The sequence below is a fragment of the Campylobacter concisus genome (assembly GCF_003049065.1).
Classification (GTDB): Bacteria; Campylobacterota; Campylobacteria; order Campylobacterales; family Campylobacteraceae; genus Campylobacter_A; species Campylobacter_A concisus_BE.
Window position 1 is genome coordinate 1 of the sequence record NZ_PISC01000005.1, and the last position, 19,518, is coordinate 19,518.

16 protein-coding genes and 1 tRNA gene are annotated in these 19,518 nt (G+C 42.3%); 4 read left to right on the forward strand and 13 right to left on the reverse strand.

Features of this window, described 5'->3' with window-relative positions:
* Positions 1–299 precede the first annotated feature (299 nt).
* From sdhA to CVS81_RS05335, 4 genes are all read left to right on the forward strand, one after another.
* The gene (gene sdhA, locus CVS81_RS05320; protein WP_107965326.1) at positions 300–2,138 is read left to right on the forward strand and encodes an 8-methylmenaquinol:fumarate reductase flavoprotein subunit; all 1,839 of its coding nucleotides are present in this window, start codon (positions 300–302) and stop codon (positions 2,136–2,138) included.
* 9 nt (positions 2,139–2,147) lie between these two features.
* A complete protein-coding gene (gene sdhB, locus CVS81_RS05325; RefSeq protein ID WP_107965327.1) occupies positions 2,148–3,113 on the forward strand; it encodes an 8-methylmenaquinol:fumarate reductase iron-sulfur subunit in 966 nt (321 codons plus the stop codon).
* Positions 3,114–3,115: 2 nt separating this feature from the next.
* Complete coding sequence (gene sdhE / locus CVS81_RS05330; RefSeq protein WP_107965328.1) at positions 3,116–3,973, forward strand: 8-methylmenaquinol:fumarate reductase membrane anchor subunit; 858 nt, start codon at positions 3,116–3,118, stop codon at positions 3,971–3,973.
* Between the two features lie 321 nt (positions 3,974–4,294).
* Positions 4,295–8,995 (forward strand): hypothetical protein, encoded by a 4,701-nt coding sequence (locus tag CVS81_RS05335; RefSeq protein WP_107965329.1) that lies wholly within the window; start codon positions 4,295–4,297, stop codon positions 8,993–8,995.
* Positions 8,996–9,095: 100 nt separating this feature from the next.
* Here CVS81_RS05335 and CVS81_RS05340 read toward each other — a convergent pair whose 3' ends face one another.
* The 13 genes from CVS81_RS05340 to CVS81_RS05400 all read right to left on the reverse strand — a co-directional run bounded on the left by CVS81_RS05340 (position 9,096) and on the right by CVS81_RS05400 (position 19,512).
* Positions 9,096–9,710 carry a thiamine phosphate synthase gene (locus CVS81_RS05340; protein ID WP_107965330.1) on the reverse strand — a complete coding sequence of 205 codons (615 nt, stop codon included), beginning with the start codon at positions 9,708–9,710 and terminating at the stop codon, positions 9,096–9,098.
* Positions 9,703–10,857: a 2-iminoacetate synthase ThiH gene (gene thiH / locus CVS81_RS05345; RefSeq protein WP_107965331.1), complete on the reverse strand. Its 1,155-nt coding sequence runs from the start codon at positions 10,855–10,857 to the stop codon at positions 9,703–9,705. The genes CVS81_RS05340 and thiH overlap by 8 nt, the downstream gene beginning before the upstream one ends.
* Positions 10,857–11,621 (reverse strand): thiazole synthase, encoded by a 765-nt coding sequence (locus CVS81_RS05350; protein ID WP_107849553.1) that lies wholly within the window; start codon positions 11,619–11,621, stop codon positions 10,857–10,859. The genes thiH and CVS81_RS05350 overlap by 1 nt, the downstream gene beginning before the upstream one ends.
* Positions 11,622–12,473, reverse strand: coding sequence for a sulfur carrier protein ThiS adenylyltransferase ThiF (gene thiF / locus CVS81_RS05355; RefSeq protein WP_107965332.1), 852 nt, complete (start codon positions 12,471–12,473; stop codon positions 11,622–11,624).
* 7 nt (positions 12,474–12,480) lie between these two features.
* Positions 12,481–12,684, reverse strand: a complete 204-nt coding sequence (thiS, locus tag CVS81_RS05360) for a sulfur carrier protein ThiS (protein WP_021092363.1) — start codon at positions 12,682–12,684, stop codon at positions 12,481–12,483.
* A complete protein-coding gene (locus tag CVS81_RS05365) occupies positions 12,684–13,862 on the reverse strand; it encodes a pyridoxal phosphate-dependent aminotransferase (RefSeq protein ID WP_107965333.1) in 1,179 nt (392 codons plus the stop codon). The genes thiS and CVS81_RS05365 overlap by 1 nt, the downstream gene beginning before the upstream one ends.
* Positions 13,863–13,873: 11 nt before the next feature.
* Positions 13,874–15,709 carry a biosynthetic arginine decarboxylase gene (gene speA / locus CVS81_RS05370; protein WP_002940876.1) on the reverse strand — a complete coding sequence of 612 codons (1,836 nt, stop codon included), beginning with the start codon at positions 15,707–15,709 and terminating at the stop codon, positions 13,874–13,876.
* A complete protein-coding gene (gene hisS, locus CVS81_RS05375; RefSeq protein ID WP_107965334.1) occupies positions 15,706–16,932 on the reverse strand; it encodes a histidine--tRNA ligase in 1,227 nt (408 codons plus the stop codon). The genes speA and hisS overlap by 4 nt, the downstream gene beginning before the upstream one ends.
* Positions 16,933–16,961: 29 nt before the next feature.
* Complete coding sequence (gene tmk, locus CVS81_RS05380) at positions 16,962–17,549, reverse strand: dTMP kinase (protein WP_107965335.1); 588 nt, start codon at positions 17,547–17,549, stop codon at positions 16,962–16,964.
* A gap of 1 nt (position 17,550) precedes the next feature.
* Positions 17,551–18,021 (reverse strand): pantetheine-phosphate adenylyltransferase, encoded by a 471-nt coding sequence (coaD, locus tag CVS81_RS05385; protein ID WP_012001782.1) that lies wholly within the window; start codon positions 18,019–18,021, stop codon positions 17,551–17,553.
* The gene (locus tag CVS81_RS05390; RefSeq protein ID WP_107965336.1) at positions 18,018–18,569 is read right to left on the reverse strand and encodes a UbiX family flavin prenyltransferase; all 552 of its coding nucleotides are present in this window, start codon (positions 18,567–18,569) and stop codon (positions 18,018–18,020) included. Before CVS81_RS05390 ends, coaD begins: the two co-directional genes overlap by 4 nt.
* Positions 18,566–19,372 (reverse strand): flagellar basal body P-ring formation chaperone FlgA, encoded by an 807-nt coding sequence (gene flgA / locus CVS81_RS05395; RefSeq protein ID WP_103575505.1) that lies wholly within the window; start codon positions 19,370–19,372, stop codon positions 18,566–18,568. The genes CVS81_RS05390 and flgA overlap by 4 nt, the downstream gene beginning before the upstream one ends.
* Positions 19,373–19,437: 65 nt before the next feature.
* Positions 19,438–19,512, reverse strand: a tRNA-Gly gene (locus CVS81_RS05400).
* Positions 19,513–19,518: the final 6 nt, after the last annotated feature.

The following is a 19,518-nucleotide window of genomic DNA, read 5'->3' on the forward strand; positions in this document are numbered from 1 at the left end:
CATTTTATCTATTTTTATTAGTATATATTGCGTGGTAATATCATTTTTCATTTTTATCAAAATAATAAATTTATAAGTAGTTGCTACAAATACGATAAAATGGTCTTTTACTAAATGATTTTAGCTATCAAATCTCACTATATAACCTAAAATAAATCTTTATGTTTCTTTTAAGTAAATTTTATGTAAAGTTTCATTATTAATTTTTTTATTAATATAGTTGTTTTAAAAAATATTAAGAAATGAACTGGCGGTGCGTTTTTTGACGCTAATAAACTTATTAAAATAGGAAGTTATCAATGAGTGAAAAATTTACCAGAAGAGAATTTCTACAAAGCGCCTGTATCAGCGTAGGTGCGCTAGCTACAACAGCTGGTGCGACCAATGTTTTTGCTGGCGAGTTGCCAAAAGGCAATGAAAATGGCTTGCCATCTGTTGATGTGTTAATAATCGGCTCTGGCGGTGCTGGACTTCGTGCAGCAACAGCCGTTCGCAAGCAATATCCAAACTCAACCGTCGTTGTCGCTACAAAGATGATGCCATCACGTAACGCGACCTGTATGGCAGAGGGTGGTATAAACGGCGTTACTGACTTTAGTAACGGCGACAGCTTCAAGCTTCACGCTTATGACACCGTAAAAGGTGCAGCATATCTTGCTGATCAAGATGCAGTTGTGAAATTTTGCGAGGCAGCAGGCGCAGTCATCCACGAGCTAGACTACAACGGCATGCTCTTTTCTCGTAAAGATAATGGCGACGTGGCATTTCGTTTCATGGGTGGCGCTAGCAAAAAACGCTGTAACTACGCAGCTGATAAAACCGGCCACGTTTTGATGCACGCCTGTCTTGACGACGCTATCACAGCTGGCGTTAAATTTCTAATGGATCACGAGCTACTTGAGATCGGTCTTGAGGACGGCAAAGTTGAAGGCGTTGTTCTTCGTAACATCCAAGATGGTCAAATTTACCCAGTTCTTTGCAAATCTCTAGTCATAGCAACTGGCGGATACACTAGAATTTTCTATAACCGTACATCAGTTCCATTTATAGCAACAGGCGATGGCATCGCTGCTGCGCTTAAAGTAGGTCTTGGTTTTGAAGACCCTGAGATGCTTCAGTTTCACCCAACTGGCGTTCAAAATGGCGGCACGCTAATCACAGAAGCAGCTCGTGGCGAGGGTGGATACTTGCTAAACAACAAGGGCGAGCGCTTTATGAAAAACTATCACGAAAAGATGGAGCTAGCTCCTCGTGATGTCGTCGCTCGTGCTATCGAGACAGAAATTCGCGAGGGTAGAGGCTTTGGCGAGGGTATGAGCGCTTATGTGCTTTGCGATGTTCGTCACCTTGGCAAAGATACTATCATGAAAAAGCTTCCTAAAATTCGCCACACTGCTATGCTTTTCCAAGACATCGACCTTATCGAGCAACCAGTGCCTATCCGCCCAACAGCTCACTACTCAATGGGTGGTATAGAGGTAGCTAAATTTGATGATATGAGCACAAAAATCCCTGGAATTTATGTAGGTGGCGAGGCTTCATGTGTATCTATCCACGGTGCAAACCGCCTTGGTGGTAACAGCCTAACTGACGCAGTTGTAACTGGTGATCTAGCTGGCAAAGGTGCTGGTGCTTACGCTCAAAATGCAAAATTTGCAAGCGGTAAGAAAACTTCTGAGCTAGCAAAAATGTGGCAAGATAAATTTAAAGCCATAGCAACAGGCGAGGGTGGCGTAAATGATATGTACGCACTTCGCGAAGAGCTTGGTAAAAACAACTGGGATCTAATGGGTATCTTTAGAACTGGTGCAAAACTAGATCAGCTCTCTAAAAATTTAGAAGCTATCCAAGCAAAATATGACACCCTTAAAGTGCCAAATCAAAATCCAGTCATGAACACAGCATTTACTGACTATGTCGAGCTTGGCAACCTTATACTTCTTTCTCGTGCAGCATGTCTTGCAGCGCAAAATCGTCTTGAGAGCCGTGGTGCTCACACAAGAGAGGACTATCCAAAAAGAGATGATGCAAATTTCTTAAAACACAGCATAGTCACACTAAAAGACGGCAAGCTTGAACTTAGCTACAAAGACGTTGTGACAGGCATATTTTCACTTGACGGCAAGAAGCCAGAGTAAGGAGCTAGGATGAAAATTATTATCGACCGTTTTGACGGAACTAAAAAATATGAATCAACTTATGAGCTAACAAATGAAGAGGTCAAAGGCAAAACTCTTTTAACAGTGCTTTTTGATATCAAACAAAAAAAAGATGCGACGCTAAATTTCACGGCATCTTGCCGCTCAGCGATATGCGGTGCGTGCGCTGTTAGAGTAAATGGTCACTCATATCTAGCTTGCGATACAAAGATGAACGAGCTTTTGGCTGAGTATGGCAACCCAGATACTATTAGAATTTCACCACTTGGAAATTTTAAGGTTATCTCAGACCTTATGGTGGATTGGGAGCCAAGTATAGAAAATTTACGCAAGATTAGGCCTAGCATCACTGCTAAGCCAGAATTTAGCGCTGCAAAAGGCTGTAAGCAAAGCCAAAAAGAGTATGACAAAGTAGCGCTTGAGTGGGACTGCATACTTTGTGGTGCGTGTGCTAGCGAGTGTAATAAGCTTGAAGCAGATGCGAGTGACTATATGCAACCGTTTGTATTTGTTCATGCTTATAGAGCCGCTTTTGACTCACGTAGCAAAGATCCTATGCCACACCTAAAACCAGCTATCGATAACGGCCTTTGGATGTGTGTAAAGTGCCAAGAGTGTGCTGACCGCTGTCCAAAAGGCATAAGTGCATGCAGCGACATAACTGATCTTCGTATCATGGCTATACAAAAAGGCTTTAATGAGGGCATGGGGCCAGATCACGCTGAGGCGTTTTTAACTGATCTAGTTGATGGCTCAGGCAGACTAAATGAGGTTAGACTTGCACTTCGTTCAGAAGGCGTTATCAAAAATATTGGCAAAATGGATATCGCAGCAAATTTAATGCTCGCAGGCAAGATGAATCCGCTTCATATTTTTGGTGAAGAGGATATTGAAGGACATGATGATCTAGTAAAAATGATAAATGCGGCTCGCAAAGCTGCTAGTAAGGAGTAACTATGCAAAATGAATTCGCTTTTTTCCCAGGATGCGTACTCTCTCAGGCAGCTAAAGAGGCTAAGATGTCGCTTGAAGCTATCGCTCCAGTACTTGGCTGGAAGCTTCACGAGATAAAGGGCTGGAGCTGCTGTGGTGCTCAACAAGCACAAGACGTAGATCCTATGGCAGCACTTGTGGCAAATGCTAGAAATATAGCGCTTGCAGAGCAGATGAATATGCCGATGCTTACGACATGCTCAACTTGTATGCTAACTCTAACAAGAGCTAAAAGCACACTTGATAAGGGCGCAAAAGATCGTATCAATACATTTTTAGCTGAAGGCAATATGAAATATAATGGTACATCAGAGGTAACAAGCCTTCTATGGGAGCTTTACCAAAATGTCGATACGCTAAGAGCAAAGGTTGTTAAGCCACTTAGCGGTCTAAAAGTAGCGCTATTTTACGGCTGCCACAGCCTAAGACCTGAAAAAGATCTACACAACAGAGAAAGTTCAGTAAATCCAAAGAGCTTTGAAACCGTTGTAAGCGCACTTGGTGCTACTATCGTGCCATTTGAGAAAAGACTTGACTGCTGCGGCTTCCACGCTAGCTATCCAGCTGGAAAATCAGTAAGAAAAATGTCAAGCCAGATCGTAAATAACGCTGATCAAAATGGTGCAGACGTAGTTGTCACTCCATGCCCACTTTGCCAAATGCAACTTGATATCTATCAAGAGAGATATCAAGATGAGAACCACTCAGATGTTAGAAAACCTATCATCCACCTCTCTCAGCTTGTAGGTCTTGCACTTGGTCTATCTGTCGAAGATCTAGGTCTTGATCTAAACATCATCGACGCTAGCAAGATAGCGTAAATTTTATCCCACGTCTTTTTGGCGTGGGAAATTTCAAACATAAATTTTTCAAAATAAATAAAATTTGATAACAAAATAGTTTTAAAATTTACTTTGTGACATAAAAATTTTCTTACTGCTAAAATTTATTTAAATTTGCTCTTTTATATCATTGCAAAAATAGCGCACTATCAGGTAATCACACTAAATTTTAGATATAAAAAAGAGCGACAAAATGACAATTTTTTATATAAAATCACTTTATTTATTTTGTAATACTTTTGGCTATAATCGCGTGAAAATTTAAATGGATGTTTTAGTTTTAAATTTAAAGGATGAAAGATGCAAAGCGTTGGTGTCGTCGCAAAGATAAGTGGAAAAGTTTTTGTAAAACGAAACGGAAAGTTGATCTTGCTAAAGCAGGGCGACGAGATATTTTTGGGCGATGAGATCATCACGCAAAGCAGCAACGACACTATCGTTATAAATTTCGACCACGCTGCGCCTATCACACTACTTGAACCACAAAATATCATCATCACAAAAGAGCTATCAAATGCAAAATTTGACGCCCAAGGCAATGAAGCGCAAGTAGAAGAAGACAAGAGAAGGATTTTTGGCGAGAGCGAAGAGTCTAGTAGCAAAAGCAGCGACGAAAGCGCTCAAGACTCTAGCCACCACTCTCATGGCTCAAGTCATGGTAGCGACGCAGCAAGCATAAATGGATCAAATTTTGACACGCAAGGACACATCTCAAACGTAGTTTGGTTTGATGGTGGTACATTAGAGCTACCAGCTATCATCTCAAGCGAGCCAGCAATGCCAGCTAGTTCTATTAGCGGAGCAGCGCCAGTGGTGGCTGAACAAAAAGAGAGCGCTCCAGCTATACCAGCGCCTAGCATTGCACTTTTAAAAGACCTTGATGGTGACGGCTATATCAATATCGCAGAAGCAGGCGGTGATCCTAATCACACAAGCATGGCTGTTACTTTTAATAATGACTTCAAGCCAGGCGACAAAGTGACGCTAGAAGTTGTAAATAACGGCACAAAGACCACACTTTCTTACAAAGTAGATCCTGCAGGCACAAGCGTGATAAATGAAAACAATCCAAGCGAAATTTTGCCTATCACGCCAAATGCAACAAATCCAGATCAAAAAGAATTTATCATCCCAAGCGTTGCTATAACGCCAAATGCTCCGTTTAATGTAAGCTCTAGCATCACGCTAGCAAGTGGCGCTAGCTCGGCTCCAGCAAAGGCGGCCGCGAGCGTTGATACCGTTACGCCAGCTCTTAGCTTTACAAAGGTGGTTTTAGGCAAAGACCTAAATGGCGATGGCGTGATAGACGCTAGCGAAAATGGCTTTAATCCAGCCAGCAGTACGCCAAGCGATGATGCGAAGATCGTTTTATCACCAAATATGAAAATAGGCGACAAGATAAAGCTCGCTACCACTGATCCTGACGGCACTTTGCATGAAAAGACGCTTGTTAAAACATCTAGTGGCACGCTTGTAGATAAAGATAGTGGCGAGAGCTATCCACTCACAAGTGAGAGCGGCGGAAATGTCGGCTTTAACGTGGCAAGCGCTGTTAAAATTTCATCATCAACGCCAACAAATGTAAATATCCAAATGATAAGCAAATCAGGCAACCCAGGTGCGACAGATACGATAACCATCGCAAATAATAACGATCCGATCGCTGTTTTTACCCTTGATGAGAACAAAGACGGCATTATAAATGCAGCCGAACTAGCTAAAAGTGGCGGCACGGCGTCGCTTATCGATATCTATGTGCCAAACAACGCCGCAGTTGGCGACAAGATCCGCATAAAGGTCGATGATCCAGCTAGCACACCAACAAGCGTCACAAAGACCTATACTATCGCACCTGACGGACTTACTGCCACGCTTGATGGAGGTAGTGAGACTATCTCTATCCAAAATGGCAAGATCACAGTTACTGACCCTACAAGCTCAACTGATCCAAGCAGAAAAAAGCTAAGCACGACGATCATTGATGGCACGACTGGAGCTTTAAAAGCTTTAAGTGTGAGTGAAATTTCAAGCGATACGGTCGCACCTGTTAGGTCTCCGCATGTGCAGTTTGCAAAAGATAGCAATAAAGACGGCGTGCTAACTAGTAAAGAGAGCGGTTTTAGTCCTGATGGTGTGAAAACCTCTATAAAGATGAAAATTCCAAACGACGCAAGAGATGGCGATAAATTTGAGATAGATATCGCAGGAAGCGACGGCAAAACAGATAAGATAACCATTAAAATTTCTCAAAACGCATCTGGCGCATATAGTGCCACAAGAGATGATGGCATAGCTATTAGTGTAAATAATGGCACCATAGAGACCACGACAAAACTTTATGGCGTTACGACAAATTTCACGACCACATTTACCGACAAAGCTGGCAACAAAGCAGACCCGGTCACAGACGAGATCACTGTAGATAACAGCATAAAGGTGCAGTTTGCAAGGGATAATGACGGAGACGGGCTAATAGATAGCATCACCACGCCTTCTGGCTCACCATCAACCCAAAGCGACCTTGATATCTACGTGCCTAGCAACGCAAAACCAGGAAGCAATGTAAGCGTCACTATCTCAACTCCGACCATACCAGCTGTAACTACAACTGTCAAATACACAATAAGCGACGATGGACTAACTGCCTTGCCAAATGACGGCTCAGCGCCACTTCCTATCGTGGATGGCAAATTTAGCATACCAAATGTCCCTATCTCGGTCGATCACTCTACGCCTGTTAGAGCCACTATCACGACACCAAACGAGGTCACTACAACAGATGGCGTTCGCGGTAGGCTATTTGACTTTGGAATTTTAAGCTACATAGATGACGTCAAGCTTGCCACGCAGATAGATGGCGGAGCTATAAATATCGCTAAATACCTTAGGGTAGAGGACTACGAGAAGGTTATCCAGAAAAATAACTTCGATGATGAGACCAAAACCATAAAAGAGTACAACATCTCACTTACTAATGACGAACAACCAAATATTGTATTTGGCGTGGACCGCGACCCTGGCACCAAGCTTCGTTTGGCGCTTGAGGATGATCATGGTAATGCCAAAATTTTACCAAGCGGACAAACATATATAGATCTAACAGTCGGTGCAGATAAGCGTGTAAATATGGACTTTGAGGCCCTTGGTATAAAGCTAGATGAGAGATACTCAAACATAAGAGCGACCGTTTTAAAGAGTGATGACACAAAGGATGATGATCTAATAGTTCACGTAGATCTAGACGCCACCCCTGATGCGATCGGCACTCCAACGGCAACTTCACATGTAACTAGTGTAGATATCTCAGGTAGTGTTGGCACCGATGCTAGTGGCAATAACACGCTAAATAAAAACACCATAAACAAAGTAGATCTTTATGATCTGCTAAATTCCGTCCATAAAAGCTCAGCTCTTGATGATACGCACAGCTACTCTGAAAATTTTGCCCTGCCAGCAAACAGCACTGGAGCAAATTTCATGATAAAAAATGCCGACACCGCAGGAAATGTCTCTGTTAGCACAGTAACTTTTATCGGCAATAGCGGCCTTGATGCTGATATGTGGTTTTATAACTACGTAGATCCATCGTGGAGGGCTAGAGTTGGTGGCGATTCTGGTGTTTACTCGCAGCGAGGGGGCAAATCCATCTATAAAGACTATATCAAAATTTACTCTCCAAGCGCCTCTACTACATATGACGTTGTGCAGTTTGCCTCTGGGACGCACTATAAGACACTGTCTGATCAGGGCAATATGCATGCAGAAGATCTAGCAAGAGTGGGTAGATATGGCAGTGATGCCTTGTATAACGCATCTAATCCATACGCACCAAAGAAATTTATAAACGGCGTAGATACGACTGCTGGCACGGGAGAAAATATAAGCTTTGCAAATGGCACATTAAAAGGCAAGCCTGGCAACTACACGCTTGGAGAGTCAAACCCTGTTGGCTCTGACCTTGTTATGAAAATGGATGGTTGGATATATGTAAATGCTCCTGGGACATACTCAGTAAGAGCAGCCGACCTACACAACTATGTAGAGCTTACTATAAATGGCAATACACAAAAATTTGGAAGTGCAACAACATTTATAAATCCATCCACAGAAGTATCATATGGCAAAAATGGTCAATGGTGGAGCAGGGATTTTACATTTAATAAGGCTGGCTTTTATAAATTTGATATGGAGTATATGGACGGAACTGGTGAGATGAATTTATCTTTGTATATAATGCAAAAAAATAGTGCACCAGCTAGTGGACCATATCCATCAGATACTTTGGTGGGGTCAGAACATAGTGGTACTCGCCTCTTTAGCAACAACTACGTTGAAGCGCTCATTCAAAATGATTTTATAAAAAAGATAGGAGCTACAAATTCTTACGAGATAAACACAAGCAAATATAGCGAGGCAAATTTTGGAGACCCAATCTATCTAAAACAAGAAGGCGACGTAAAGGGAGGCAACCTAGATGATGCTTTTGTTTATAGTAAGGGCAGGGCGATAGACGGCAAAGGCGGCGTAGATACGCTTATAGTGGTTGATGATGTTGATTTTTCAAATTTAGACAATGTTAAAAAGATAAATAACTTTGAAAAAGTGCAACTTGGCAGCGCAGATCAGGCTGTATCTATAAAATTTAGCCCAAATGGCATCTTTGACATCATAGATAGTAGAAACACAAGAGATGCGAGCAATAGCGCAGCCAGCGAGAGCGTAAATACCGTGCTAAAGGTTATAGGCGATAGCAAAGACCTGGTGCAGCTTACACATGATTTTGTAAAAGCAACAAAAGCAGATATCACCACGCTAAATAATAAACATAGCGTCGTTGGCGATACGTACAACAAAGTAGATGTCACAAGCGATGGTGACGCGGTAAATCAAGTCTATAAAGCAACATTTAATCGCCAAGAAGTTATCAATGGTAACACAATAAATTCAAAGCATACCGTTTTTGTAGAGATCCAAGACGGCGTGCAAGTTGATCTGTTGTAAAACTTATTTTGATTTATGAGAGGACTAAGAATAGTCTATAAATTTAAAATTTATGTATTTTTATATATAAAATAATATGTAAAATTTTATGCAAATAAAGCTAAATTTGCTCGTTTTTGCTCTCTACTATCTTTTTTATAAGCTCCATATCGCCGTTCATTGATAAACTCATGAAGCAAATGCCGTTTGCGCCAGCTTTTATGGCCTCTTTGTAGTTCCCGCTGTCTAGTCCGCCAAGTGCGTAAATTTCTTTGTCTAAGCTTTTTAGCTCACTTATAAAATTTAGCCCTTTTGGCTCTAAGCCCGCCTTGCAAGAGGTGGCAAATATATGTGAAGCAACGAGCACGTCAGCGATAGAGGCTGAAATTTTAGCCTGTTCTAGGTCGTGAGCTGGGGCGTAAATTTTAGCTGTTTTTCTAAATTCTTCTAAAAAAATGCTGTGATTTTTAAAAAAATCAAGCTGTGCCGAAGTGAGCCAAAAATCGCTCTTTAGCTTGCAAGCTACGTCAAAAAATTGATTAATGATAAATTTCTTGCGGTAGTTTTCGCAAATTTGAGCCACAACCCTAGCAAGATCGTAAAAATTAGCCTCATTTAGCCCCTTTGCTCGAAGCAAAATTTCATCCACGCCAGCCTTGCAAAGTAGCTCTATCCTCTTTAAAAAATCATCGCCCTCATAGCTTTCAAAGTCGGCCACGCAGAGAATTTTAAACATAGACATACTCGCTCATCAAGGGCTCTAGGCCGTTTGCTTTTATCATTGCTTTTATCTCATCTACGCTTCTGCTATCACTTATCTCAAACTGCTCGTCGCCCTTTTTCTCTTCGCCGTGAGCGCCGATGCTTACTTTTACGCCAGCGCTTATCTTATTTGCAGCTATCTTTACGGCGTTGTCGCGAAATTTCGCCTTTTCTCTGGTTGAGATCGTTATGCTAGCTGTTGGCATAAAAATTCTATAAGCGCAGATCACTTGTAAAAGCTCGCGCTCGCCCACGTCGCGTGGATTGATGCGGTCGTTGTTTATGATGGGGCGAAGCCTTGGGCATGAAAATGCGATCTCGGCGTGCGGATACTTTTTTTGAACTAAACTTGCGTGAAGTGCGGTCGCAAAGGCGTCAAGCCTAAAGTCATCTATGCCAAGAAGTGCGGCAAAGCCAACCCCTCTCATGCCTCCAAGAAGCGCTCGCTCTTGCGCATTTAAACGGTATGGGAAAATTCTTTTATTGCCGCCAAGGTGGATTTTCTCGTATTTTGTGGGATTGTAGGTCTCTTGAAAGACGGTCACGTAGTCTGCGCCGCTTTTATGAAGCAGGGCGTAGCCGTCTGAGTTTAGCGGGTAAATTTCAACCCCAACGACTTTAAAAAATTTCTTTGCCAAAGCGCAGGCGTTTGCGATATAAGCGACACTTGAGTTAGTCTCACTCTCGCCAGTTAGGATCAAAATTTCTTCTAAGCCACTCTTTGAAATTTCTCTTAACTCCCTTGTGATCTCCTCGTCGCTTAGCTTTGCCCTTTTTATATTATTTTTAGCGTTAAAACCGCAATAAACGCAGAGATTATCGCAGTAGTTTGCTATGTAAAGTGGGGTAAAAAGAGTGATATTTGAGCCAAAATTTGCCCTTGTCTTAGCCTGAGCTAGCTGGGCAATCTGCTCTAAAAATGGCGCTGCAGCAGGCGAGAGTAGGGCTTTTAAATTTTCAAGCGAGCAGTGTTTTGCGTTTAGAGCTGCTTTTACGTCTGCTTCGCTGTAAATTTCTGGCTTGTAGCTAGCGCGCTCTTTTAAAATCTCATCCATAATATCGTTGCCAACATCCTGCATGTGAGGTAGCAGCTGCATGTGGTCGGTTCTTGTAAATTTCATCAGTCTAAAAATCCAGTGAGCGGAGATGAGGCGTTTGCGCTTTTGCTCTTTGTGCCAAGGCCTGCTAGATAGGCGTTGCGACCAGCGATGATGGCCTCTTTGAAGGCTCTTGCCATGAGCGGGATATTTTTAGATGAGGCGATGGCTGTGTTTGCCATGATAGCAGCCGCTCCCATCTCCATCGCTTCGCACGCTTGTGATGGCCTACCGATGCCAGCATCAACGATGATTTGCGTATCAAGCTCGTTTATCAAAATTTCAATAATATCTTTAAAAACTAGCCCTTGGTTTGAACCAATGGGCGCAGCTAGAGGCATTATGCAGCTTGCTCCTGCACTTAGCATCGCTCTTGCGGCGTTTAGGTCTGGAAACATATAGGGCATTGGCACAAAGCCGTCATTTGCCAAGGCTTCGCACGCTTTTATCGTCTCGGCGTTGTCTGGAAAGAGAAATTTAGAGTCAGTGATGATCTCTATCTTAACAAGCTCGCCACATCCAAGCTCACGTGCAAGCTGAGCGATACGAACGGCCTCTTTGGCGTTTCTAGCGCCACTTGTGTTTGGCAAAAGCGTCACCCCTTTTGGGATAAAGTCAAGTATATTTCGCTCTTTGCTCTCGTTTATGCGCCTAAGAGCAAGGGTTAAAATTTGCGCTCCAGCCTCGTTTATGGCTGAGTCGATGAGCTCGTGTGAGTACTTGCCAGAGCCAAGGATAAAGCGGCTTTGAAACTCCTTGCCGCCAAGGATCAAACTATCACTTTGCACTTACGCCTCCAAGCCCATAAGTAGTCTAATGGCTAAATTTGCCTCGTGATTTGCGCAGATCGCAACGCGTGGCGCCATGAGTCCTTGACCGATCTTCGCCTCATTTGTGAGGTCGCCACAAAGATAGACATTTTTGGCAAATTTTATGGTTTTTATGAGATTTGAGCTAAAGTGGCCTGCCATGCCAGAGGCGCCGATGATCTTTTTATCTTTTAAGCTGGCACCAGCTTCGTTTAGTATCATCGCCTTGCCAGCGACGTTGTCAAAGGCTTCGCATAAAATTTCGCACTCGCCAAAGACGCTAGCCACGTTTTTTTCGTCCAAAAATATATCGTGTGTTTCGACCTCGACAAAGGGATTGACGTCATTTATCAGCTCTTTGAGCGCCTGCGTCTTTTTTAAGCCGATGTGGCGGACGAAATACTGCTGGCGGTTTAGGTTGCTTGGCTCAACGACGTCAAAGTCGGCAAGCACTAGCTTTTTTACGCCAACCCTTGCAAGGCTTAGCGCGATATTTGAGCCAAGGCCGCCAAGTCCAGCCACGCCGATCACGGCTTTACTTAGGGCTAAATTTAGCTCAGGGCTGTTTCGTGAAGCGATCATAGCGCGTAAAACTTCACGCTCAGGCATCACACCACGCCTTATAAATACGACGTTTGAGCCATCTTTTAGCTCGCTATCTTCTTTTATAGCAAAGCCATCAACGATAAAAATGTCTGGCTCTGTCGCGTTAAATTTCTCTAAAAATTTATAAATTTCACTCTCTTTATCGCCAAGCGCAAGCTCTTTTAGCTCTCTAAGGCTTTTTACTGGCACCCTAAATTTTGCGCCATTTAGTATTATCTCTATCATTTTTTCCTCATCCACCGCCAACTAAAGTGACGATCTCATAAGCTTTGCCCTCGCTCATGAAGCGCTCACGCCAAAGCTTTTTTGGCAAAATTTCTCCGTCTCGCTCAAGGGCTATAAATTTAAGCTCATAGCCATTTTGAGCTAAAAAATCATAAACATTTATATCGTTTTCAAGCTCGAAAATTTTGCCATTTACTCTAAATTTGATCATTAAATTTTGTAGCTTTTTACAAAATTTGCGATCCTCTCGATCGCTTTTTTTATGCTCTCGATGTCTGTCGCAAAAGAAATTCTAAAATATCCCTCCATGCCAAAACCCACGCCTGGCACGGTCGCTACATTTGCCTCTTCAAGCATCTTTTTGCAAAATCTAAGTGAGTCGCTATCTACCTCTTTGCATTTTACAAATAGATAAAACGCGCCATCAGGCTTAACTACGCTTAGCCCAGCGATAGCATTTATCATTTCAACTGCCACGTCGCGTCTTCTTTCATACTCTTTTCTCATATTTTCGATGTCTTCATCAGTTTCTCCAAGAAGTGACGGGATAGCACCTATTTGCACGATCGAGCTGATGTTGCTTGTGCTTTGGCTTTGAAGCTTTTTGATGCCAGCAATTAACCAGTCCATCGAGCTTGCTATGTAGCCAAATCTCCAGCCAGGCATCGCGCCACATTTGCTTAGTCCGTTTATCGTGACCGTTCTTTTAAAAAGATCCTCGCTCACTGAGGCTACTGCGTGAAATTCTTTGCCATAGATCACTTTTTCATAAATTTCATCGCTTGTGATGATGATATCAGTGTCCTTTAAAACCTCGCCAAAAGCCACGATCTCTTCTTTTGTATATACAGCTCCAGTTGGGTTTGTCGGGTGATTTAGCGAAAAGACCTTTGTTTTTGGCGTGATCGCTTTTTTTAGCTGTTCGGCTGTGATCTTGAAATTTGTGCTCTCGTCTGCTTCGATAAAGACAGGCACGCCGCCACAAAATTTAACGATCTCAGGGTAGCTCACCCAGTATGGAGATGGGATGATGACCTCGTCGCCTGGGTTGATAAGCGCTTGAAATACATTAAAAAGTGAGTGTTTTGCGCCGATGTTTGTGACGATTTGATTTGCTTTGTAGTCAAGTCCGTTATCTCTTTTTAGCTTTGCTCTAATGGCGTCTATAACCTCAGGCAAACCTGGCACTGGCGTATATTTGCCGCTTTTGCTATCGTTATCAAGTGCGTTTTTTACAGTTTCTCTTATCTTTTTTGGAGTCATAAAGTCAGGCTCACCAGCTGAAAGCGATATCACGTCGATACCAGCAGCCTTCATCTCTTTGGCCTTTGTGCTGATCGCGATTGTGATTGATTCGCTTAATGTTTGCATTCTGTTTGCTAGTTGCATTTTCGTCCTTTTTAGTTGATTGTCTTTAAGTAGCTATTATCATTTAAAAATAGATAAAGTTCGCCCAAAATTTGCTTCTTTTGTGTTTCGTTTATCAGAGTTGATTTTTCTAAGCGCTCATTTAGAGTGTCTTGGATCTCGTAGATATCGTAGTCCATGTCCTCCATGATATCAAGGATCGACTGGCTCTCTAGTAAATTTGTGACCTTGTAGCCATCGCTTGTTATCTCCACGGTAGCTTCTGTTGGATGAGTAAAGAGATTATGCTTCATGCCGATCACCTCTTGATATGCGCCAACTAGGAAAAATCCCAAGAAATAATCCTCCTTCTCCACATCCACGTCGTGCAAAAGCAGTGGGTTTTTCTCGTCATCATAGCTGATCTCGCCGTCGCTATCGCATGTGATATCCCAGATCGAAGCTGGCAGAGTAGGGCGCTCATCGAGCCTGTCAAGTGGCATGATAGGGAAATTTTGCTTTAGCCCCCAAAAGTCTGGCAAGCTTTGAAAGATTGAGAAATTTAGCAGGTATCTCTCTTGAACCTCTTTTTGAATTTTAGTTAGATCGCTTGAGTTGCTCTTGTTGCCAAGCATCACGACAGCCTTTTTGCTAATGAGCCTTAAAAGCACCTCTGCGTTTGACCTATCTTGCAGATCGACATAGCCTAGATCAAAGAGTGTGAGGATGCTCTCAGTGTGGTGGATGGCGTCGTGCAGGTACTCTAGGGCGTTTGAAGGCTTGATTGACTTGTAAAGATCAACTAGCTCGGTTATCAAATTTGGATTGTTTTTCTTTAAATTTAGCTTCTCTTCGGTGTATTCTTGAGAAAATAGCTCAAGCACAGGAGCGACCAAAAGTGCGTGAGAAGCGGCGATGTAGCGACCTGACTCTATGAAAATATCTGGCTCGATCTCTTTTTTTTGCTCGCTTATGGTTTTAAGCATATAAACAACGTCGTTTGCGTATTCGTTTAGTGTGTAGTTTCTGCTGCTTTCTTCTTTAAACTGCGAGTACTCGATCGCTAGACCACCACCTAAATTTATTGCTTTTAAATTTGAGGCGCCCATTTTTCTAAGCTCAGCGTAGATGTTGCCAGCCTCGATGAGTGCTTTTTTGAGCGGATGGATCTCGCTTATTTGAGAGCCGATGTGAAAGTGTATCATCGTGAAGTTTTCAAGTAAATTTGCCTTTTTTAGCATCTTTACAGCTTCTATTAGCTCGGTTGATGTTAGGCCAAATTTAGAGTGTATGCCTCCACTTTTTGCCCAGAGTCCTGAGCCTGTCGAGTGCAGTCTTACCCTAAGTCCGATCTTTGGTTTTGGTTTAAAGCGCTCTTTTGCGATGGCGATTATCGCTTCAAGCTCGTTTAAGCCCTCGATCGTTAGCGTGATGTTATGCCCCATCTCAGCGGCGATAAAGCCTATGTTTATCATCTCTTTATCTTTAAAGCCATTTACCGTTATAGGCGCTTTGTCGTTGTTATAAGCCATCGTTAAGAGTAGCTCAGCCTTACTACCAGCCTCAAGGCCGTAGTTATAGGGCTTGCCAAGGCGAACTAGGTTTTTTACAAAGCCTGGATATTGATTGACCTTAAGTGGGAAAACAGCGTTAAAGCTGCCTTTGTAGGCAAACTCTTTCTTTGCCTTTGCAAAGCTCGCGTGGATCTGCTCGATCTGCTTTTGGATAAGGTGCGGAAAGCGAAGCAGTAGCGGTCCTCTGTAGCCATCATCTCTTATCTCTTTTACGATGTCGATGATCGCTGGCTTGCTAGCTTCGTTTATGCAGACTTTGCCATCTTCTATCACAAAATTTGAATTGCCCCAAATGCTAAGTCCAAAATCATTCATCCCAGCTCCTTTTCAAGCTCATCTAAATTTATCGTTTTTTCATCTTTGGTTTCTAAATTTTTATACCAAATTTTATTCTCTTTCATCTCGTTTTCGCCTACGCAAAGGAAAATTTTTGCATTTTTGTTGTCGGCATTTTGCAGATGTTTTTGAAGTTTTTTAGCTTCATAAGAAATTTCAACCTGATATTTTTTGCGAAGTTTTGAGCCAAGATTATAGATAAAATCAACATTCGTCGCATCAAGCGCGCAAAGATAAACTCCGTTTCGCTCATCATCAGCTTCACCTAAAATTTCCATTATCCTCTCAACGCCCATCGCAAAGCCAACACCGTAACTTGCTCTACCGCCAAGATATTCAACGAGCCTGTCGTATCTGCCTCCGCCTGCGACTGCGCTTTGTGAGCCGATCTCATTGCTGATAAATTCAAACGCCGTCTTGCAGTAGTAGTCTAGCCCACGAACGAGCTTGGTGTCTATCTCAAATTTAACGCCATTTGCCGTTAAAATTTCTTGCAGTTTTGCAAAATCAGCCTGCGTCTCGCAGCTTAAGCTATCAGTGATAACTGGAGCATTTTTATAAATTTCTTGGCAGCTCTCAACCTTGCAGTCAAGCACGCGGATAGGGTTTAAAAGCTTGCGTCTTTTGCAGTCTTCGCAAATTTTATCGTCATTTTCATCTAGAAATTTAACAAGCTTTTCTTTGTAAGACTTCATCGAGCTCTCGTCGCCAAGCGAGTTTATTTTTAGGGTTGTTTTTATATTTAGTCTATTAAAAATTTCACTCACCATCAAGATAATGCTCGCATCCTCATAGACGCTGCCCTCGCCAAAGCACTCACAGCCAAACTGGTGAAATTCTCTCAAACGACCTTTTTGTGGGCGCTCGTAGCGAAACATCGAGCCATGATAAAAGCAGCGTTTTGTCACATTTGCCCTGTCAAGTTTTGCCTCGATAAAGGCTCTAACTACGCCAGCTGTGCCCTCAGGACGCAAGCAAACGTCGTTACCACCCTTGTCTTCAAACTGATACATCTCTTTGCCAACGATGTCACTGCTCTCGCCGACACTTCTTTTAAAAAGCGCCGTCTCCTCGAGGTGTGGGGTCAAAATTTGCTCATATCCGTAGTTTTTTGCGACTTCCTCGCAGGTTTTGATTATCTGTGCGTAAAGTTTTGCGCGAGCTGGAAGCATATCTTTCATGCCACGAAGTGCCGTTATCATCGCATTATCCTTTTTATTTTTTTGTGATTTTACTTAAAATTTATAAAATTTTCTATCTCTTTTGAAATTAGCTCTATGCTTTTAGATGCGTCTATAAAAAGCGTTTCAAAGCCATTTTTGATAAGAATTTGCTTCATCAAACTTTGTACTTTTAAAAGATACTCTAGCCCACGAGCCTCGATCTTATCGCTTGTACCTCTTGTTTTTAATCGCGAGCTTATAAGCTCACGGCTTGCTTCAAAAAAGATGATCTTATCTGCAAATTTATCATTTAGCGCAAATTTATTAAGCTCTAAAAGCACGTTTTCATCTAAGTTTTCATCGTTTGCCAAAGCGTAGGCGATGCCTGAGATAAAGCCTCTATCGCTTAAAATGAGCCTACTTAAATTTGGAGCGATCAGCTTTTCAAAATGTTCAGCCCTGTCAGCTAAAAAGAGTAAAATTTCAGCTCTTTTGCCTATTTTTATACTTGAGCTTAGTAAAATTTCTCGTAAATTTTCACCAAGCTGCGTGCCGCCTGGCTCTTTTGTGACGATGGCATCACTAAATTTAGAAGCTAAAATTTCTATCTGCGTGCTCTTGCCAACGCCGTCAATGCCTTCAAACAAAACATACATTTTACGCCTTTAAATTTTTAAGAATTTTTGCTGGCACTAGGTTGCTCACGTCGCCGTCGTGGCGCAAGACTGAGCGGACGATAGAGCTTGAGATGAAGGCGTTATTTAAGCTTGGCATAAGATAAACCGTCTCAAATTCGTCCCAAAGTGCAGCGTTTGCGTAGCCTATTTGTAGCTCATACTCGAAGTCACTAACCGCGCGAAGTCCCCTGATGACGGTGTTTATGCCGTGCGATTTAGCAAAATCAACAAGCAAGTTATCAAAGCCAAGCACGCTTACATTTTTTAGCTCGCAAACTGCCTCTTTTGCCATCTCTATGCGCTTTTCATGTGCGAACATCGGCTGTTTGCTGTCACTTTTTGCGACTGCGACGATTACTTTGTCAAAAATTTTTGTAGCCCTTATGATAACGTCTAAATGGCCGTTTGTTATGGGGTCAAAGGTCCCTGGATAGATGCAAGATTTTTTCAAATTTGCCACCTTTTGTAAAGATTATTTTCGATTTTTAAGGCATCAAGCCACTTGCCGATGATGAAATTCTCCATATCAAGAAGGCTCTTTATGCCTGCGTAGTAGCCTAAAACTGGCGAAGCGATGGTAGCTCCAAGAGATGCAAGCAGCTGCATCTGAGAGAGCGTGATCGTAGAAAAAGGCATCTCTCTAACGCCTAAAACTAGGGTTTGCCTCTCTTTTAGCGCGACACTTGCAGCTCTTGTGATGAGCGTGTCACTTATGCCGTTTGCGACCTTTGCCAAAGTATTAGTAGAGCAGGGCGCTATGATCATTGCTTCAACGCCAAACGAGCCAGATGCTGGACCAGCACTAAGATCTTGATCATCATAAATTTTTACGCCAAGATCATTTAAATTTAGCCTCAAATTTTCTTCAGCCTCTAAAACCTTCATAGCATTTTTACTAACTATGACATGCGCCTCACAGCTATCTTTGGCAGCATTTACTAGCTTTAGAAAAAGTCCAGCCCCGCTTGCTCCAGTGGCTGCAAAAACTACCTTTTTCATCTGATAACTGCCTCGTCTTTGCCTGAAACTGTGGCCTGTAAAATTTTATTTTCTTTTGTTCTTATCTTTATCATATCGCCTAAATTTCCATCCTCAAGCGCCTTTACCTCGGCGATTATCTTAACGCCACCTTCGCTCAAAACTGCGTTTAGCATTTGACCTTTTTTGACTAAACTAATAGCGTTAAACTGACGTTTTGTTAAAATTTCTCCGCTTCTTATCTGCACTTTTGTGACAAGAGTTGAGGCGCTAAGTCCAAAGAGTGCGTCACGCGGCCATTTGCTAAACTCGATCATCGTTGGTTGGTAGTCAAGCAAGCTTAAAATGTGGTTTGTATTCATTGAATTTATAGCGATAAAAACTGGCATTTTGGCGTTAAAGCTAAATTTAAAATAAAGACTCTTTAAGCTTAGATCAACGTCCTCAAATGAGGCTCTAAAAACGCCTTTTTGGCTATTTTGATCGTTTAAAAATATATTTTTAAAAACTAAGTCTTTGAAATTTGCAGGGAGTTTGTTTTGCGGACTGATACTAAGATCGCTCACGCTGATGCCTGGGTACTCGTTGCTGATCTCTCTTAGAAATTGCATCTGAATTTCATCCATGATAGAGCAGTTTTTCACAAAAGCTACGCTACCGCCGCTTTTGTCATTATATGTTTTAAAATTTGCTGTTAGAATTTCATAGAGTTTTTTACTATCTATCTTGGCAGCTCTTTTGCCCTCTAGGTTTAAAATTTCATTGTCTTCGCCTTCAAAGCCAAAAGTGCTAAGTGAAATTTGATCATTTACGACGCAATACATCGGATAGATGCTGACTTCATTTGCTAAAAGTTTTGTGGAAAATAAAAAAATTAGTATAAAAAAGATGGAGCGGGAAACGAGATTCGAACTCGCGACCCCAACCTTGGCAAGGTTGTGCTCTACCCCTGAGCTATTCCCGCAATCAA

Excerpts from the sequence above, each read along its gene's own strand:
- thiF (WP_107965332.1), bottom strand. The coding sequence starts at position 12,473 with ATGATAGAGATAATACTAAATGGCGCAAAATTTAGGGTGCCAGTAAAA.
- CVS81_RS05365 (WP_107965333.1), bottom strand. The coding sequence starts at position 13,862 with ATGCAACTAGCAAACAGAATGCAAACATTAAGCGAATCAATCACAATC.
- sdhB (WP_107965327.1), top strand. The coding sequence starts at position 2,148 with ATGAAAATTATTATCGACCGTTTTGACGGAACTAAAAAATATGAATCA.
- sdhE (WP_107965328.1), top strand. The coding sequence starts at position 3,116 with ATGCAAAATGAATTCGCTTTTTTCCCAGGATGCGTACTCTCTCAGGCA.
- CVS81_RS05340 (WP_107965330.1), bottom strand. The coding sequence starts at position 9,710 with ATGTTTAAAATTCTCTGCGTGGCCGACTTTGAAAGCTATGAGGGCGAT.
- CVS81_RS05335 (WP_107965329.1), top strand. The coding sequence starts at position 4,295 with ATGCAAAGCGTTGGTGTCGTCGCAAAGATAAGTGGAAAAGTTTTTGTA.
- speA (WP_002940876.1), bottom strand. The coding sequence starts at position 15,709 with ATGAATGATTTTGGACTTAGCATTTGGGGCAATTCAAATTTTGTGATA.
- hisS (WP_107965334.1), bottom strand. The coding sequence starts at position 16,932 with ATGATAACGGCACTTCGTGGCATGAAAGATATGCTTCCAGCTCGCGCA.
- thiH (WP_107965331.1), bottom strand. The coding sequence starts at position 10,857 with ATGAAATTTACAAGAACCGACCACATGCAGCTGCTACCTCACATGCAG.
- tmk (WP_107965335.1), bottom strand. The coding sequence starts at position 17,549 with ATGTATGTTTTGTTTGAAGGCATTGACGGCGTTGGCAAGAGCACGCAG.
- sdhA (WP_107965326.1), top strand. The coding sequence starts at position 300 with ATGAGTGAAAAATTTACCAGAAGAGAATTTCTACAAAGCGCCTGTATC.
- flgA (WP_103575505.1), bottom strand. The coding sequence starts at position 19,372 with ATGTATTGCGTCGTAAATGATCAAATTTCACTTAGCACTTTTGGCTTT.
- thiS (WP_021092363.1), bottom strand. The coding sequence starts at position 12,684 with ATGATCAAATTTAGAGTAAATGGCAAAATTTTCGAGCTTGAAAACGAT.
- CVS81_RS05390 (WP_107965336.1), bottom strand. The coding sequence starts at position 18,569 with ATGAAAAAGGTAGTTTTTGCAGCCACTGGAGCAAGCGGGGCTGGACTT.